This is a genomic window from Gryllotalpicola sp. (assembly GCF_027352875.1).
In the GTDB taxonomy this organism is placed as follows: Bacteria; Actinomycetota; Actinomycetes; order Actinomycetales; family Microbacteriaceae; genus Gryllotalpicola.
On sequence record NZ_DAIEII010000079.1, the window covers coordinates 1 to 16,186 of the forward strand.

Genomic DNA, 16,186 nt, shown 5'->3' on the forward strand with positions numbered 1-16,186 from the left:
GCCGACGGCGGCGCGGCCGATCGGGCGGCGGCGCCGGGTCGCGATGCGGCCGAACGTGCGGGGAGAGCGGTGCTCGATGTCGTGGCGTAGCTCCCTCACCCCGACGCGGATGGAGCGCGTCGCACTCGTCGCCCCGGCCGACCGGGTGCGGCCGATGCTCGTTGCGATCGCGAAGCACGGCGGAGTCGAGCTCGCGCTGCCGACCGGGTCCGCCGAGACCGCGAACGAAGAATTCGCCCGTGCCGAGCGCGCCGCCGTCGTCTCCGGGCCGGTCGCCGGCTACGTCGGCTGGACGCCGGCGCCGCGACTGCCCGAGCTGAGCGCCGGACTCGACGTGATCGGCGCCGCCGCGGTCCCGATCGCCCAGCCGCGCGGCGAACAGCCGCCGACGCAGCTCGCTGGACCGAAGCGGCCGACGGCGCGCCGCATCCTCGTCGACACCTACGGCGTCGTCCCCTACGACGACGTCGACCCGGGCTGGCTCGCCGCGGCCAGCTATGTCCTCATGTTCGGCATCATGTTCGGCGACGTCGGGCACGGGCTCGTCCTCGCGCTCGCCGGCGTCGCGGTCGCGGCCGGCTGGATCAAGCCGATGCGCCGGTACCGGCGGCTCGGCGGATTCATCATCGCGGCGGGCGTCGTCGCAGCGCTCGTCGGCCTGCTCTACGGCGAGTTCTTCGGCCCGACCGGCGTCGTCCCGACGCTGTGGCTCGACCCGCTCGCCCAGCCGATCACGCTGATGGTCGTCGGCATGCTCGTCGGCGCCGCCCTGCTTGCGATCTCGATGGTCGTCGGCGCGATCAACCGCGTGCGCGAGGGCGGCTGGGGCTTCGCGCTGTATTCCCGCAGCGGCATCGCCGGCATCCTGCTCTACCTCGCAGTCGCGTTCGCCGCAGGCGGCGTCACCTTCGGCGCCGTCGCGCTCGACATCGCCGCGGGCGCCGTCGGCCTGCTCGCGCTCGCCGCGATCTTCGTCGGGCTCTATGTCGAGTCGGGCGGTGGCGGGATGGGCGTCATGCAGGCCGCGATCGAGCTCGTCGACACGGTCATCAGGCTCGGCTCGAACCTCATCTCCTTCGCACGCCTCGCCGCATTCGGCCTCACCCACGCGGCGCTGACGATGGTCGTCTGGCAGGGAACGTCCGGCCTGTGGCATGCGGACTGGCGGGCGCCGCTCGCGATCCTGCTGTTCCTCGTCGGGAATGCGGTCACTTTCGGCCTCGAGCTTCTCGTCGCCGGCATCCAGGCGCTCCGACTCGAGTACTACGAGCTGTTCTCCCGGATCCTCCTCGGGGAGGGACGCGCGTTCCGGCCGTGGGCGCCGGCGCTGCCCATGGAGGAGACTGGCGCCGAGACCGGTTCCGCCGTCGGAACCGCGACCGCGCAGACTGCAACTGAACCGATCGCACCGGAAGGGGCTATCCCGTGATCCTCTGGCTGTCCGCCATCGCCCTCCTCGTCGTCATCACGGCCCTCTCGATGGCACTGCTGCGCCGACGACGGCGCACCGGCCTCGGCCTTCTGCTCGGGGCGAATGCGGCGCTCGCCTTCGCGGGCGTCGTCGCACTCGTCGCCGCGCTCCACCCCGGCGCTGCGGCGGCGGTGGCGACCTCGACGACCACGGCGGCGTCCGCGTCGGCGACTCCGTCCGCGTCGTGGGCTGCGCTACTCGGTGCGGCGATCGCGGTCGCCGGTTCGTCGATCGGTGCGGCGATCGCGGTCGCGTACACCGGCTCGGCGGCGCTCGCGGCGATGAGCGAGCGGCCGGAGATGTTCGGCCGTTCGATGGTCATCGTCGGCCTCGCAGAGGGCATCGCGATCTACGGCCTCATCATCGCGATCATCCTGATCGGCAATGCCTGAGCTGCGGCGGGCGGGCGTCGCTGCGATCGGCGAGGTCGCCCGCATCGAGGGCTACGCGCTCGCCGGGGTCGCGATCCGGCCGGCGGAAGACCCCGACGCGGCCCGCCGGGCGTGGGACGCGCTGCCGTCGGCCTCCGGCGTCGTCATCCTGACGCCGGCCGCCGCCGGCGCGATCGGCGCGCGACGCGGCGAACGGCTCACGACGGTGCTCCCGGCATGAGCGAGCTCCCGAAAGGCGCCGACGCCGCACTCGCCCCGCTGCGGGCCGCGCTGCGGGCCGCAGCCGAGCAGCAGGCCGACGCGATCGCCGCCGACGCCGAGCGAGATGCCGCCGCGGCGATCGCGGACGCTCATCGGCAGGCCGACGCACTGCTCGTCGCCGCACGTGCGGACGGCGAAGCGGCCGGCCGCCGCGTCGCAGCCGCCCGGTCCGCGCGCACGCGTCGCACCGCCCGCGAGACCGTGCTCCGAGCACAGGCGGAGGCGGACGCCGCGACCGATGCCGCGGTCGCGGAGGCCGTCGCCTCGCTCCGCGGCGGCAAGGGCTATGCCGCGCTCGAGCGCCGCCTCCGCGCCGAGGCTCGCGCGCTGCTCGGGCCGGCTGCGAAGATCGAGACGGCTCCGGAGGGCGGCATCGTCGCCTCCGACGGCAGCCGGCGCATCGACGCGAGCCTTCCCGCGCTCGCCGCCGAAGCGAGCGACTGGTTGCGGCGAGGACCGTCATGAGCGGCGTTATCGCACGCGTCAATGGTCCGGTCGTCGAGGCCGAGCGGCTTCCAGGGCTCTCGATGGGCGAGATCGTCACCCTCGGTCCCGCGCGCATCACGGCGGAGACGATCGCGATCGACGGCGACTCAGCCGTGCTGCAGGCCTACGAGTACACCGGCGGACTCGCCGCCGGAGACGCCGCGGAACCGGAGGGCGAGCAGCTCAGCGGACTGCTCGGTCCCGGGCTGCTCGGGAACGCATTCGACGGTCTGCTCCGCCCACTCTCGGGTGCGCCGCAGTGGCTCCGGCCGGACCGCCCCGGCTCGACGCAGGATCCGGCGATCCTCGACCGACGCTGGCGCTTCGTGCCGTCGGCGACGCAGGGAACCCAGGTCGAGGCGGGCGAGGTGCTCGGCACCGTTCCCGATTCAGGCGCGGTGGAGCACCGGGTCCTCGTCCCGCCCGGGGTGTCCGGTGCACTTGAATGGATCGCCGCCGACGGCGAGACGGCGGCGCGGGACGCCATCGCCCGCATCGCCGGGCGCGAGGTGCGATTGGCCGAGCCATGGCCGCTGCGGCGCCCGCGCCCGTTCGCGGAACGGCTCGCCGACGTCCTCCCGCTTCATACCGGCCAGCGCGTCCTCGACCTGCTGTACCCGGTTGCGGCGGGGACGGCGGCGGCGATCCCGGGCGGGTTCGGGACAGGCAAGACGATGACGCTGCAGCAGATCGCGAAGTGGAGCGATGCCGACGTCATCGTCTACGTCGGCTGCGGTGAGCGCGGCAACGAGATGGCCGACGTCCTGACAAGCCTCGCCGAGCTCACCGACCGGCACGGCGGCCGGCTCATCGACCGCACCGTCATCGTGGCGAACACCTCGAACATGCCGATGATGGCCCGCGAGGCGAGCATCTACACCGGCGTCGTGATCGCCGAGTACTACCGCGACATGGGTCATGACGCCGTCGTCATCGCCGACTCGACGAGCCGCTGGGCGGAGGCGTTGCGCGAGTTCGCGAACCGGAACGGCGACCTCCCCGCCGAGGAGGGCTATCCGGCCTCGCTCGCGTCGGCGCTCGCCGCCTTCTACGAGCGCGCCGCGCGCGTCCGCACGCTCGGCGGGCAGACGGCGGCCGTGACCGTGATCGGTGCCGTTTCCCCGCCCGGCGGCGACATGACCGAACCGGTGACGACGAACACCGAGCGCTTCGTCCGCGCGCTCTGGCTGCTCGACCGCGATCTCGCCTACGCCCGCCACTACCCCGCGGTGAGCTGGCACGGCTCCTTCGCGCGCGACGTCGACGAGATCGCCCGATGGCACGCGACGAACGATGACCCGGACTGGGCGGACCGGCGCGCGCGGGCGATAGGCACACTCGCCGAGGCGGACCGGCTCGCCGGCCTCGCCGAGGTGATCGGCTCGAGCGCGCTGCCCGGCCGGGAGCGCATGATCCTGCTCGGCGGCAGGCTGCTGCAGGAGGGCGTCCTGACGCAGAACGCGCTCGGAGCGGCCGATGCTTCGAGCTCAGCCGAGAAGAGCGCCGCCCTGCTCGGCTTCGCGCTCGACACGATCGACGAATGCCAGCGGCTCGTCGCCGCTGGGGTCGCTGCGGCGACGCTCGAGCAGTGGGACTTCTCACCGCTGCTGCGAGCCCGCGAGGAGTTCGGGCCGGACGACGCGGCGGGGATCGCGGGGCGACGGGATGCCTTCCTCGCGGAGTTGGGGACGGCGTCGTGAGCGAGGAGACGCACACGCCCGACGCAGGCACCGCACCCGATGCTGCCGCGACGAGCCAGGATGCCCCGCTCCTTACCGGGGCCGCTGTGGCCCACCGCGACCTCCGCAGCGTCCGCGGCCCGCTCGTCGTTGTCGGCGACGCGGCCGGGGTCGGCTGGGACGAGTTCGCTCGCATCTCCGTCGGGGACGGCGCGGAACGGCACGGCCTCGTGCTCGAGGTCAACCGCGACCTCGCGACCGTCCAGGTGCTCGAGGGCACCGCGGGGCTCACGCCGGGCGGTGTCGAGGTGCGCTTCGACGGGCAGCCGCTCCAGGTGCCGGTCGGCGACGGCTGGCTCGGCCGCATCTGCAACGGGCGGGGTGCACCGCTCGACGGCGGCCCCGAGGTGACTGGCGAGCGCTTCGCCCCGGTCGCCGGCTGGCCGCTCAACCCGGTGTTCCGCGAGCCCCCGGACGAGCCGGTGCTCACCGGGGTGTCGGTCATCGACGGGCTCATGACGCTCGTCCGCGGGCAGAAGCTCCCGATCTTCTCGGCGGCCGGACTGCCGCACCTCGAGCTCGCCACGCAGATCGCGGCGCAGGCGAGCTCGCAGGGGAGGCCGTTCCGCGTCGTGTTCGCGGCGATGGGGCTCACGCACCCGGACATCGCCTTCGTCCGCGACCGGCTCGAGGACCGCAGCGCCGCAGGCGAGCTCGTGCTGCTGCTGAACGCCGCCGACGACCCGGTCATCGAGCGCATCCTCACTCCGCGGATCGCGCTGACGATCGCGGAGGACCTCGCCTACGAAGGCGGCCAGGACGTGCTCGTCATCATGAGCGACATGACGAGCTACGCGGAGGCGCTCCGCGAGGTGTCGGCGGCGCGGAAGGAGATCCCCGCCCGGCGCGGTTACCCCGGCTACCTCTACAGCGACCTCGCGACGCTTTACGAGCGCTGCGGCCGGGTTCGCGGGCGGGACGGCTCGGTGACGGTTCTCCCCGTGCTCACGATGCCGGGCGGCGACATCACGCACCCGGTCCCGGACCTCACCGGCTACATCACCGAGGGTCAGATCGTACTCTCCGCGGAGGTCGAAGCGCGGGGCGTCTACCCGCCCGTCGACGTGCTCTCCTCGCTCTCCCGCCTCATGCGATCCGGCACCGGCGCGGGGCGGACGCGCGAGGACCACCGGGACGTCGCGGCGCAGGTCATCGCGGCGCTCGCACGGGCGCGGAGCGCCGCCGAGCTGTCCGAGCTGATCGGGGAATCGGCGCTCGGCGAGACCGACCGCGAGTTCATCGAGTTCCGCGACGCGGTGGAACGGGGGCTGTTCGCGCAGCGGGACGACGAGCGCCGCGACCTGAACGACACGCTCGGCCGGGCTTGGCGCGCGCTCGCCGTGCTGCCGAAGCGGGAGCTCACGATGATCCCGCGCGAATTCGTCGACCGCTACCTTCCGAAGCCGGACACCACCGACGGTGCGGCGGACATCCCGGACGGAGCCGAAGGATGAGCCCCGCCAGCCGCGCCGACCGCGTCCGCATCGAGGCCCGCCTCGCCGTCGCAGAACGCGGCGCGGAACTGCTCGGCCGCAAGCGCCGCATCCTCGAGGACGAGGTCGAGCGGATGCGACTCGCCGCCGACCGGCAACGGGATGAATTCGAGGCGGCCGCGCGCGAGGCTGACCGCTGGCTCGCCCGGGCGGCGGCGATCGACGGCGCAGAGGGCATCGCGCGGGCCGCGCCGCCGCCGACCGCCGCGGCGGAGCTGAGCTGGTCGGTGACGATGGGCGTCCGCTTCCCCGCGGAGGCGGAGGTCGTGCTGCCCGAGGCGGCACCGGTGTCCGGCAGCAGCGCGCTCGCGTACGCGACGGTCGCGCACCGCCTCGCGGCCGAGGCGGCCATCCGGCACGCGGCGTCGGAGGAGGCGGTGCGCCGCATCGCCGCGGAGCTTCTGACGACCCGGCAGCGGGAGCGCGCCGTGACGCACCGCTGGGTGCCGCGGCTCGAGGCCTCGCTCTCCGATCTGCGCCGCCGCATCGACGACCTCGAGCTCGAGGAGAACCTCCGCGTCCGCTGGTCGGCCGAGCGGCGGGATGGGAAGGAGCAGGAATGAGCGGCATCGTCCTCGTCGCCGTGCATGACTCGGCGACGGCCTTCGCGGCGGCGGAGCGCGGCATCGCCCTCGCCAAGGCCCTCGGCGCGCGGGTCCACGCGGTCGAGGTCGTCGAGCCGCCGGCCGCACCGGCCTCCCGAACCGCGCCGGGCGTCCCGCCGGGAACCGCGCGCGCCGACGCTGACACCGCGCCACTCGTCCGCGACGGCGTCCTCCGCCACCTTGAGCGCGTCGCTGCTGCGGCCGGCGTCCCGTTCACGTCCGAGGCCCGCCGAGGCCTGGTCGCACCGTCGCTCCTCGATGCGGCGGCCGAAGTCGGTGCCGACTACATCGTCATGGCGCGCGTCGACCGACCGGGACACACCATCCCCGGCATCGGCTCCAGGACGCTTCGTGTTCTCGAGTTCGCCGACGTGCCGGTCATCGTCGTGCCCGCGATCCCGAGCGTGTCGAATCGCTGAGGGATCCGGGTCGACTCTCGGCCGACGCCAGTGCGATCATTCCGAGTGGCCCGGCGCCGTGAGTCTGATCTGCTTCGCCAGCGCATAGGCGGCGACTCGGTCGTCCTCGCCGGCGGCGAAGACCCGACCGATGAGCAGCGCCGAGCGTCCCGGCAGGTCGATGCGGTGCATCTCCGCTGGCGCCTCGCCCCGCCGGGAACGCGCGCAGAGGAGGAAGTCAGCCGGGCCGGTTCCGGTGGTCCGCGTGCCGACGTAGGCGACGTTCGCACCGCTGCTCGGGTCGGTGAACTGGATGCTGTAGTAGCGCCCGTCCATCTCGGGCACCTGCAGCACCCGCGGTCCCGCCGTCAGGTCGAGCCAGCCGCCGACGTAGAGCAGGTCGTCGGCGCCGGTCGCGATCAGGCTGCCGGTCGAGGCGGTCTGCGACGAGCGATGAGGAACGGCGTAGAGCGTGTTGACCGGGATGGGGCCGCCGCCGAATCCGTGCCGGAGGATCGCGCGCTTGAAGCCACCGACCGTGATCCGCGGCCAGAGCCAGATGAAGACGAACACCCCGAGCAGCCAGACGACCACGGCCACCACGGCGAGCGGGACGATCGCCTGCACCCCGCCGTCGGCGATCCGTCGGTAGACGACCCAGACGAAGATGGCCAGGATCACGGCGGTGATCGGGTAGCCGTATTTGAGGATCACACGGTTCACGGCCGCACCTCGACGACCGGCGGCACCTCGTAGCCGCCGTCCACGATCGCCGCCCCGGGCAGATAGGTCCGGAGCATGAGCTTGAACCGCCCGGTCGGCGTCGGCAACCAGTTCTGCGTCGCTCCGTTCGGTGCCTGCGCCTGCAGGAGGATGTCGACCGAGCCGTCGGCGTTCGCCAGCAGACCGGAGTGGTCGTCGACACTGGATCGACCGCTCGAGGTGCTGACCATGTACCCCACGGTGTCGGTCGCGGTGAGGGACCAGAAGGCATCGTTCGGCGGAAGCTGCCCTCGCGGGAAGTGCACGCGGTAGGCGCGCTCGCCGGTGAGCCGCTTCCCCGAACCGTCCACCTCCGCCGTCCAGTAGGCGGCCTCCTCGAACACGTTCACGACCGGCAGGGCCTTCTGCAGCGCCGCGCGCACGAAGAATCCGTTACCGGGCTGGCCCGCCCTGCGGATCGCCTTCCAGCCGTTGGCGGTCGCTGTTTCGGCCTTCGCCACCGCATCCAGGATCAGCACCGTCGTCAGGTAGGCCAGCGCGCCGCCGATGATGACGCCCTGCACGACGCCCGAACCCGCCACCCAAGAGAAGAAGCCACCCACGACCGCAACGTAGCGCTTCGACCTCGATGGGACTCGACCGGCCGAAAACACCTGGCGACTAAGGACTAAGTAGGGGACTACTGAAGGTTGGGATGACTCCTGATCTGTGGTGATCGGGCTGACCGCGGGGGGATGTTCATCGCGCCGACGCCATGTCCGAGGACGTCCCGAGATCGAGGACGGTGTGAAGCCGGGGACGACTGCGACGGCGAACGCCGAACTGCATGAGGCGAAGAAGCAGTTCGGGCTGCTTGAGTAAGAGAACGGGGTGCTGCGTAGAGCGGTGGCGTAGCTGTCGCAGGGTGCTCTCCCAAAAAAAAATGATCTTCCCGCCCGTGCGCGAGCGGCCACGGCTCCCCCTGAAGGCTGCCGACCGTGCCCCGCTCGATAGGGGCACGGGATTAAGCTTCAGGGGTCGCGTTGATCAAGAAGGGCTCTCGTTGTCCAGGCTTCGGAACTTCTGGATTTACAGCGTGGGTCTCGCCATAGCCTGGACGATCGTTCTCACGATTTTCTTCGCGATCAAACCTGCTGTCGCCCCTCATGTGCTGCTCGTGTTTGCCGGTTTCCTCATTGGCTGGGTCAGCACTACCATCGCGCGCTACGTATATCCGCCCGCTAAGCGTTGGACACCCGGCCCCAACTCGCCTCGAGCCTGACCCGGGAGGCGGTCATCGTCACATTGGTCGCACCTGGCTTTGATGGCTCGTTTGCCGTGATGATCCTCATCAACCCCCTGCTTTACTTTCGGGTGACCGGATAGTCGCGGTTGCACTGCCGCAGCAGACGGGTGAGCCGATTGGAGAACACCGCGGCGACCACCGCGGCGGCGTAGACGAGGACGGTCGCTGGGAACGATTCGTTCTCCATTGGCGCGCCCTTCCGCGACGTCAGCGAGTCACTGCCGACCAGACTTCCCGGCACACCGTCCTGCGCACCCAATCTGGCCGGGCCGGGGGCCGGCGGACTGCTACACCGGGGTCAGAGCCCGACGCTGCCCTGCATGATCCCGCCGTCGACGAAGACCGTCGTCGCCGTCATGTAGCTCGACTTGCCTGACGCCAGGAACACCACCACATCGGCGATCTCCGATGAGTGCGCGAGACGATTGAGCGGGATGCCGGCGTCAAGTTCCTTGAGCGTCGCCGGGTCGTCGATCGTCGCCGCGTTGATGGGGGTGGCCACTGCGCCCGGCGCGACGTTCACCACGCGCACGCCATGCCGGCCGAGTTCGACGCCCGCCGTCCGGGCGAGCATGCGGGTGCCGCCCTTCGAGACGCAATACGCGATGTTGCCTGGCATCGGCCAGTCCTCGTGCACTGATGAGATGTTGATGACAAGGCCCGGCGTCCCTTGCTTCATGAACTGCTGCGCAGCGAATTGCGTGCCGAAGAACGCACTCTTGAGGTTGACGTCGAGCACGTGCTCGTACTGCTCTTCGGTGGTCTCGAGTATCGAGGTGCGCGTCTCGACTCCGGCATTGTTGACCATGACGTCGAGAGATCCGTAGGTGTTGACGGCCGCGACGATCATCCGGTACAGGTCGCCAAGTCTGGATACGTCGGCATCCACCCCGATGGCATGGCCGCCGGCGGCCGTCACCTGATCGATGACGCTCGTCGTAGCCGCGGGATGCGCGACGTAGTCCACGACCACGTTGGCTCCCTCGGCCGCGGCGGCCAGGACGATCGCCTCGCCGATTCCGCTGTTTCCGCCGGTCACGATGATGGTCTTGCCCTCGAGCAGCATGGGATGCCTTTCCGACGCCCGCATTCGGTGCGTTCGCGGCCACGCTACTCAACCGACATCAGAACCAAAGGTGTGTGATGCGATGATCGGGCATGAGCCGAATCGAAGATTATGCGCTTATCGGCGATCTGCAGACGGCTGCTTTGGTCAGCACCGAGGGCTCGATCGACTGGCTGTGCCTGCCGCGCTTCGATTCGCCCGCATGCTTCGCCGCGCTTCTCGATACGCGCGATGCGGGCCACTGGCTGCTGGCCCCCGCCGGCGGGGGCAGGTGCTCTCGCCGCGCGTACGTCGAGGAAACGCTGGTGCTGGAGACCGAGTGGGAGAGCGAGAGCGGGACCGTCCGCGTGATCGACTTCATGCCGATTCGCGACGAGGCGCCAGATGTAGTCCGGATCGTCGTGGGCGTGAGCGGGGTCGTGCAGATGCGCTCCGAGCTGCGCTTGAGATTCGACTACGGCCGCGTGGTGCCCTGGGTTCGCCACTACCCGGATCGGATGCAGGCCGTCGCCGGGCCCGACGCGATCCGGCTCAGCAGCCCGGTGGCGAGCCGCGGCGAGGATTGGGCGACAGTTGCGGACTTCGCCGTCCACGCCGGCGACCGGGTGCCCTTCGTCCTGACCTGGAGCGCGAGCCACGAGCCGGACCCGCGCCCGGTTGACGCCAAGAAGGCGCTGGCCGACACGGTCGCGTTCTGGACCCGCTGGAGCGGGCAGGGCGCCCGGGTCGACGGCCCCTACCGCGAGCCAATCAAGCGCTCGCTGCTCACCTTGAAGGCCTTGACATACCAGCCCACCGGCGCGATCGTCGCTGCGCCGACGACATCGCTGCCCGAGCAGATCGGCGGCTCCCGCAACTGGGACTACCGCTACTGCTGGCTGCGGGATTCGACCTACACTCTGCAGGCGCTTCTCGCCGCCGGATACCTCGCCGAGGCGAAGGCCTGGCGGGAGTGGCTGCTGCGCTCGGTCGCGGGGGAACCCGGCACGCTGCAGATCATGTACAGCGTCGACGGCACCCGGCGCCTGCCCGAGGCCGAGCTGCCCTGGCTCGCCGGCTACGAGGGCTCCGTACCGGTGCGCACCGGCAACGCCGCCTCCGGTCAGTTGCAGCTCGACGTGTGGGGCGAGACCCTCGACGGCCTCAACCTGGCGCGGGAGGCGGGCCTCGGCTCGACCGGCGACGCCTGGGACATCCAGGTGGCGCTGATGAACCACCTCGAGGGGCACTGGCAGGAGCCCGACAACGGGCTCTGGGAGATGCGCGGCGACCGCCGCCACTTCACTCACTCGAAGGTGATGGCCTGGGTCGCCGCCGACCGGATGAGCCGTGCTGTGGCCGTCCACCATCTGAAGGGGCCAGGGCAACGGTGGGCGCGGCTCCGCGATGAGATCCACGCCGATGTGCTCGCCAACGGTTACGACGCCGAGAGCAACACCTTCACGCAGTCCTACGGCAGCAAGGCCCTCGACGCCAGTCTGCTGATGATCCCCCGCCTCGGATTCCTGCCGGGAACCGATCCGCGGGTGAAGGGCACGATCGCGGCGATCCAGAACGGCCTCACCGAGGACGGCCTGGTGCGGCGCTATCAGACGGCGGATGCCGACGACGGGCTGACCGGGGGCGAAGGAGTGTTCCTGGCCTGCTCGTTCTGGCTGGTCGACGCCCTCCACAGTGCCGGCGAGCGACGGCAGGCCACTGCGCTCTTCGAGCGGCTTCTCACGCTGCGCAACGACGTAGGCCTGCTCAGCGAGGAATGGGATCCCGCGGCGAAGCGCCAGCTCGGCAACACCCCGCAGGCCTTCAGCCACTTCCCCCTAGTGAGCAGCGCCCTGCAGCTCCACGCCGGCCGCGCCCACCGCAGTGATCAGCTGCTGGGAAGCGGGTCGACCCGGGGTGTCTCCGGGTGAGACGCAACGGTTCTGCGGAGGTGTTCCCGGCTTGCTGACGACTCGCTGAACGTCATCGCGTCAGTCTTGTCGGATCATTTGCGTATATGCAATTATTTCGTAAATGCACATTGGAGGTCGATCATGCCAGACACCCCCGAACGCAACGCATCACGGTTGCCTGCGACAGACCCGGCATGCATCAGCGCTGTCGACGACGAACAGGTGCTCAGCATCGACCTCACCCACCTCAACGACTCGACCGTCCTCGCCGCGCGGCAGGAGGCGTCCAATGGCTGATGAGCTGCTGACGGCCCTGCCGGACCCGGCGGACGCGACACTGACCGCATCGCGGGCGCTGCTGGGGGTGGTGGCCCGCTCGGTCGCGAGCGCGCTCGAGGTCGTCACGCTTCCGCAGTTCCGGGTGCTCGTACTGCTCTCGGTCGACGGGCCGACCAGGGTCGGTTCGATCGCGGAACGCGTCGGCGCCGTGCCGTCGACCTTCACCCGCTCGGTCGACCGCATGGTCGCGGGTGGCTGGATCACACGCACCGAGAATCCGGCGAACCGGCGCGAGGTGCTCATCGAGCTCACCGATGATGGCCGCCGCCTGGTCGAAGCCGTGACACAGCGGCGTCGACGAGAGATCCGCGAGGTGTTGCGCCTGCTCTCGGACGAGGACAGGGCAGCCGTGGCAAGGGCGTTCACGCTGTTCAACGCCGCAGCGGGCGAGCCGACGGTCGAAGACTTGCTCACTCTTGGCCTCTGAGCTGCTCATCGGTGTCCTTCCAGCGTCGGGCGTTCCGATGCCGCCGGGTTCGGGGACGCCGATGCAGACCATGCACGGCCTGATGTGGATGCCGAGCGCGCCGCCGACCGTGGCGCGCCTGTTCGCATTTCACCTGCAGCCGGTGCCGATCCTGCCGGCTCTCGCCGTGCTGCTGGTCGCGGCTTACCTGTTCGCCGTCGCCGTGATGCACCGGCGAGGCGATCGCTGGCCGCTCACCCGCACCGTGTGGTGGATGGCAGGCATCGCCACGCTGCTGCTCATGACCGCCACAGGCTTCGACGGTTATGGCATGGAGCTGTTCAGCATCCACATGCTCCAGCACATGGTCGTCAACATGCTCACCCCGATCCTGCTCGTCCTCGGTGCGCCGGTCACCTTGCTGCTGCGTGCTCTGCCCGCCGCCCATGGTCGTCGCCGCAACGTGCGTGCCGTGGTGCTCGTGGTGCTGCATAGCCGCGTGGCGCAGTTCGTCACGCATCCCGTCGTCACCCTCGGGCTCTTTCTCCTCAGCCTCTACGGGCTGTATTTCACCCCGCTGTTCGACTACCTGATGAGCACGATGTGGGGCCACAACCTCATGCTGTTGCACTTCCTCGCCATCGGGGCCCTCTACTTCTGGGGCGTGATCGGCGTCGATCCGAGCCCGCGCAACTCAGGTCGGGGCCTGCGGCAGCTCAGCAAGCCGGTGCTGCGCGTGATCGAACTGGCGGTGACGGTTCCGTTCCACGCGTTCTTCGGCGTCGTGGTCATGATGTCGGCGGCTCTCATCGTGCACTACTACGCCGCGCCGATCCCTGGCTGGGGGATCTCGCCGCTGTCGGATCAGCAGGTCGGTGGCGGCATCGCGTGGGGCTTCACCGAGTTCCCCACGCTCATCGTCCTAGGGGTGCTGTTCGGTCAGTGGCAGAAGGCCGACACCCGTAACACTCGCAACACCGACCGCAAGGCCGTTCGCGACGGCGATGCCGAGTTGAACGAGTACAACGCCCGTTTGGCTGCCTTGGCCGCTCATGACGGCAGGCCCTCTGGAAGCGGCCGATCTTGAGTTCCACGGTCGTCGGCTACGCCTTCGCCCTGGGACTCGTCGGGGTGCTGAACCCCTGCGGCTTTCCGCTGCTGCCGGCGTACCTGTCCCTGTTCGCGACGGGGGAGAACGTCGGCTGGCACGAGCGCCTCCTCAGGGGGCTTCGTGCCGGCGGCTGCATGGCCGCAGGCTTTCTCGTCGTCTTCACCGTCTTGGGCATGGCCGCAGCGTCCGCGGTCTCCGCGATTCTGAACTGGGTGCCGTGGCTCATGATGGTCATCGGCGCCGGGTTCGTCGTCGTCGGTGTCATCACCGCGATCGGACGCACGGTCGCCCTGCACGTGCCGTCGCTCGGATTCCGAGCCGGTCGGGGCGCTCTGGCGATGACCGGCTTCGGCGTCAGCTATGCCCTCGGCTCCCTCAGCTGCTCGCTGCCGCTGTTCCTGGCCGGCGTCATCGGCGTCTTCAGCCGGGCCTCGTTCTTCGGAGGCTTGTTGGCGTTCGTCGCCTACGCCCTCGGTATGGGCGTCTTTGTCACCGCCGCCAGTGTCGTGGCATCCTTCACCGGCGCGGCCGCGGTTCGTCGGCTGCGCCCGCTTACCGCGGTGCTGCCTCGGGTCGCGGGAGTCGTGCTGGCCCTCGCCGGCGCCTACCTCCTCTATTACTGGAGGCACGAGATCCTGACCCCCACTGCACGCTCCGGGGTGGTGGACGCTGTTCAAGCGGTGCAGAACGCTGTTTCGAGCTGGATCAGCACTGCGGCACTCCCGGTCGGACTCGCGCTCGCCGGGCTCGTCGTCGCCGGGCTCGCGGCTCTGGCGATCGTCTCGGCCCGTATCAGCAGAAAATCGGAGAAAACAGATGCCTGACCTCTTCGGCCCTCACGGGGTCGGCGATAGAGCTGTCGTGCCCGGCCCGGGTCCCCGCAAGAGGCGTGGCAAGGCTTGGATCGTCTGGCTCGCGGGCGCGGTTGTCGTCGCACTCGCCATCGCCGCTGTCGTCATCGGCAGCGCGTCCGGCACGAACTCCGCCGGTACGAACCCCGCCGGCACGAACTCCGTCGGCATCAACGGGCCGACGGCCGCGCTGCTGCAGCTCGACACCAGCGAACAGCTCGATCTCGCAGCTCCTGAATTCTCTCTCACGGACCAACACGGCCGCCCGATGACGCTGACCCAGTTCCGTGGCAAGTCGGTCGTCCTCACCTTCAATGACGACCAGTGCACCGACCTCTGCACGTTGCTGGCCGAGGACGTGCTCGCAGCAGACCACGATCTCGGCAAGGCGCAGAGCACGATCGCCTTCGTCTCCATCAACGCCAACCCCTACTACCCGGACCCGGCCACAGTGAAGCAGTGGACCGACCAGCACGGGCTCGGCGGGGTCAGCAACTGGTACTACGGCACCGCCAGCCCGTCGACGCTCTCCGCGCTGGCCGACGACTACGGTGTGCCCATCAAACTCGACCCGGAGAACAAGACGATCGAGCACGGCACCGAGATCTTCTTCATCGACCCTCAGGGCCAGGAGGTCAGGCTCGGAGAGTTCGGCACCGGGTCGGCCGACACCGCCCCCTTCGGCCACGCCATCGCACAGGTGGCCGACGACCTGCTGCCCGCCGCCCAGCGCACCCAGGTCGCCGGGCAGGACCTGGCCGTGCCTGGCACCGGAAGCACTGAGGTGAACGCCATTCCTGCCCCGATCGAACTTCCGGAGCTCGGCAATTCGGCCTCGGAGCTCTCCACCGCCTCGGACGCGGGCGAGTACACCGTGATCAACTTCTGGGCGAGTACGTGCACCGCCTGCATCACCGAGATGCCGTCGCTCGAGTCCGAACATAGGGCGCTCGGCGGCAAGGTCGCCTTCGTCGGAGTCGACGTCGCCGACAAGACGACGGCCGGCCGGACTTTCGCCCGGAGATTCGGCATCACCTACCCGTTACTCTCAGACGGCGATGGCGCGACTGCCGGAAGGTTCGCTATCTCCGGGCTTCCCTACACGGTCGTCCTCGACCCGCGCGGCACGGTCATCATCCGACACCCCGGCGCCTTCACGACAGGGCAATTGGATTACCTGCTGCGCAGCCTCGACACGAGCCTTCCGCAAGTGGCTGACTGATGGGGCGCGGAGCCGTATTTGGTGACGTCCCCGGCGACAAAGCCGGGCAGGCGGCCGTCATGTGTCCACCCAAGTGGACACATGACGGCCGCGCGAAGCACGCCCGCAAGCACTCCAAAAGTGCCCCACGATTGCCCCTTTGATTACCCCTATCTAGAGTCACCAAAGAGAATGAAGCCCTGTTCTCCCCCGTGATTACGCGCAAGTACGGCGAACCGTGTGAAATCCGCGGCTCATCAGGCCAGAAGAAGGCAAACACAAGATGTGGTGTTGGGTTTCGGAGGAGCGCCCACGATGTGGGCTGAAGCTCCTCCGAAACCCTCGCGTGACCCCAGCGGGATTTGAACCCGCGTTACCGCCGTGAGAGGGCGACGTCCTAGGCCGCTAAACGATGGGGCCGCAGCCGGGATATCCTCTCACAGCCCGCGAGCACCGGCCAAATCATC

Annotated in this window: 18 protein-coding genes and 1 tRNA gene; 14 read left to right on the top strand and 5 right to left on the bottom strand. The window is 69.9% G+C overall.

Translation table 11 applies throughout. The annotated features are described in order from the left end of the window. Positions 1 to 76: 76 nt before the first annotated feature. From M7D61_RS09500 to M7D61_RS09535, 8 genes are read left to right on the top strand one after another with little or no spacing between them, the layout of a single operon-like run. Positions 77 to 1,429 carry a V-type ATPase 116kDa subunit family protein gene (locus M7D61_RS09500; protein WP_298229873.1) on the top strand — a complete coding sequence of 451 codons (1,353 nt, stop codon included), beginning with the start codon at positions 77 to 79 and terminating at the stop codon, positions 1,427 to 1,429. Then, the gene (locus M7D61_RS09505; RefSeq protein WP_298229875.1) at positions 1,426 to 1,863 is read left to right on the top strand and encodes an ATP synthase subunit C; all 438 of its coding nucleotides are present in this window, start codon (positions 1,426 to 1,428) and stop codon (positions 1,861 to 1,863) included. Before M7D61_RS09500 ends, M7D61_RS09505 begins: the two co-directional genes overlap by 4 nt. Beyond that, positions 1,856 to 2,083: a hypothetical protein gene (locus M7D61_RS09510; protein ID WP_298229877.1), complete on the top strand. Its 228-nt coding sequence runs from the start codon at positions 1,856 to 1,858 to the stop codon at positions 2,081 to 2,083. Before M7D61_RS09505 ends, M7D61_RS09510 begins: the two co-directional genes overlap by 8 nt. Next, positions 2,080 to 2,589: a hypothetical protein gene (locus M7D61_RS09515; RefSeq protein WP_298229879.1), complete on the top strand. Its 510-nt coding sequence runs from the start codon at positions 2,080 to 2,082 to the stop codon at positions 2,587 to 2,589. The genes M7D61_RS09510 and M7D61_RS09515 overlap by 4 nt, the downstream gene beginning before the upstream one ends. After that, positions 2,586 to 4,310: a V-type ATP synthase subunit A gene (locus M7D61_RS09520; protein WP_298229881.1), complete on the top strand. Its 1,725-nt coding sequence runs from the start codon at positions 2,586 to 2,588 to the stop codon at positions 4,308 to 4,310. The genes M7D61_RS09515 and M7D61_RS09520 overlap by 4 nt, the downstream gene beginning before the upstream one ends. After that, entirely contained in the window at positions 4,307 to 5,803 is a 1,497-nt protein-coding gene (locus tag M7D61_RS09525; protein WP_298229883.1) for a V-type ATP synthase subunit B, read from the top strand. Before M7D61_RS09520 ends, M7D61_RS09525 begins: the two co-directional genes overlap by 4 nt. Beyond that, positions 5,800 to 6,405 carry a V-type ATP synthase subunit D gene (locus M7D61_RS09530; protein ID WP_298229885.1) on the top strand — a complete coding sequence of 202 codons (606 nt, stop codon included), beginning with the start codon at positions 5,800 to 5,802 and terminating at the stop codon, positions 6,403 to 6,405. The genes M7D61_RS09525 and M7D61_RS09530 overlap by 4 nt, the downstream gene beginning before the upstream one ends. Then, entirely contained in the window at positions 6,402 to 6,866 is a 465-nt protein-coding gene (locus M7D61_RS09535; RefSeq protein ID WP_298229887.1) for a universal stress protein, read from the top strand. The genes M7D61_RS09530 and M7D61_RS09535 overlap by 4 nt, the downstream gene beginning before the upstream one ends. Before the next feature lie 36 nt (positions 6,867 to 6,902). Here M7D61_RS09535 and M7D61_RS09540 read toward each other — a convergent pair whose 3' ends face one another. From M7D61_RS09540 to M7D61_RS09555, 4 genes are all read right to left on the bottom strand, one after another. Continuing rightward, the gene (locus M7D61_RS09540) at positions 6,903 to 7,568 is read right to left on the bottom strand and encodes a DUF1254 domain-containing protein (protein WP_298229889.1); all 666 of its coding nucleotides are present in this window, start codon (positions 7,566 to 7,568) and stop codon (positions 6,903 to 6,905) included. Then, positions 7,565 to 8,170, bottom strand: coding sequence for a DUF1214 domain-containing protein (locus M7D61_RS09545; protein ID WP_298229891.1), 606 nt, complete (start codon positions 8,168 to 8,170; stop codon positions 7,565 to 7,567). Before M7D61_RS09545 ends, M7D61_RS09540 begins: the two co-directional genes overlap by 4 nt. Positions 8,171 to 8,911: 741 nt before the next feature. Beyond that, on the bottom strand, positions 8,912 to 9,040 hold the full coding sequence (locus M7D61_RS09550; protein ID WP_298229893.1) for a hypothetical protein: 129 nt from the start codon (positions 9,038 to 9,040) through the stop codon (positions 8,912 to 8,914). Positions 9,041 to 9,151: 111 nt separating this feature from the next. Beyond that, a complete protein-coding gene (locus tag M7D61_RS09555; protein ID WP_298229895.1) occupies positions 9,152 to 9,919 on the bottom strand; it encodes an SDR family oxidoreductase in 768 nt (255 codons plus the stop codon). 92 nt (positions 9,920 to 10,011) lie between these two features. Between M7D61_RS09555 and M7D61_RS09560 the strand changes: the two genes are divergently transcribed. From M7D61_RS09560 to M7D61_RS09585, 6 genes are all read left to right on the top strand, one after another. Continuing rightward, positions 10,012 to 11,829, top strand: coding sequence for a glycoside hydrolase family 15 protein (locus M7D61_RS09560; protein ID WP_298229897.1), 1,818 nt, complete (start codon positions 10,012 to 10,014; stop codon positions 11,827 to 11,829). 123 nt (positions 11,830 to 11,952) lie between these two features. Next, positions 11,953 to 12,108 (top strand): hypothetical protein, encoded by a 156-nt coding sequence (locus tag M7D61_RS09565; RefSeq protein ID WP_298229899.1) that lies wholly within the window; start codon positions 11,953 to 11,955, stop codon positions 12,106 to 12,108. Then, on the top strand, positions 12,101 to 12,577 hold the full coding sequence (locus tag M7D61_RS09570) for a MarR family transcriptional regulator (RefSeq protein WP_298229901.1): 477 nt from the start codon (positions 12,101 to 12,103) through the stop codon (positions 12,575 to 12,577). The genes M7D61_RS09565 and M7D61_RS09570 overlap by 8 nt, the downstream gene beginning before the upstream one ends. Continuing rightward, complete coding sequence (locus M7D61_RS09575; RefSeq protein WP_298229903.1) at positions 12,567 to 13,643, top strand: cytochrome c oxidase assembly protein; 1,077 nt, start codon at positions 12,567 to 12,569, stop codon at positions 13,641 to 13,643. Before M7D61_RS09570 ends, M7D61_RS09575 begins: the two co-directional genes overlap by 11 nt. Further along, positions 13,640 to 14,491: a cytochrome c biogenesis protein CcdA gene (locus M7D61_RS09580; protein ID WP_298229905.1), complete on the top strand. Its 852-nt coding sequence runs from the start codon at positions 13,640 to 13,642 to the stop codon at positions 14,489 to 14,491. The genes M7D61_RS09575 and M7D61_RS09580 overlap by 4 nt, the downstream gene beginning before the upstream one ends. After that, on the top strand, positions 14,484 to 15,740 hold the full coding sequence (locus M7D61_RS09585; RefSeq protein ID WP_298229907.1) for a redoxin domain-containing protein: 1,257 nt from the start codon (positions 14,484 to 14,486) through the stop codon (positions 15,738 to 15,740). The genes M7D61_RS09580 and M7D61_RS09585 overlap by 8 nt, the downstream gene beginning before the upstream one ends. 326 nt (positions 15,741 to 16,066) lie before the next feature. Here the strand turns inward: M7D61_RS09585 and M7D61_RS09590 are convergent. Beyond that, positions 16,067 to 16,139 (bottom strand) — tRNA-Glu (locus M7D61_RS09590). Between the last annotated feature and the right edge of the window lie 47 nt (positions 16,140 to 16,186).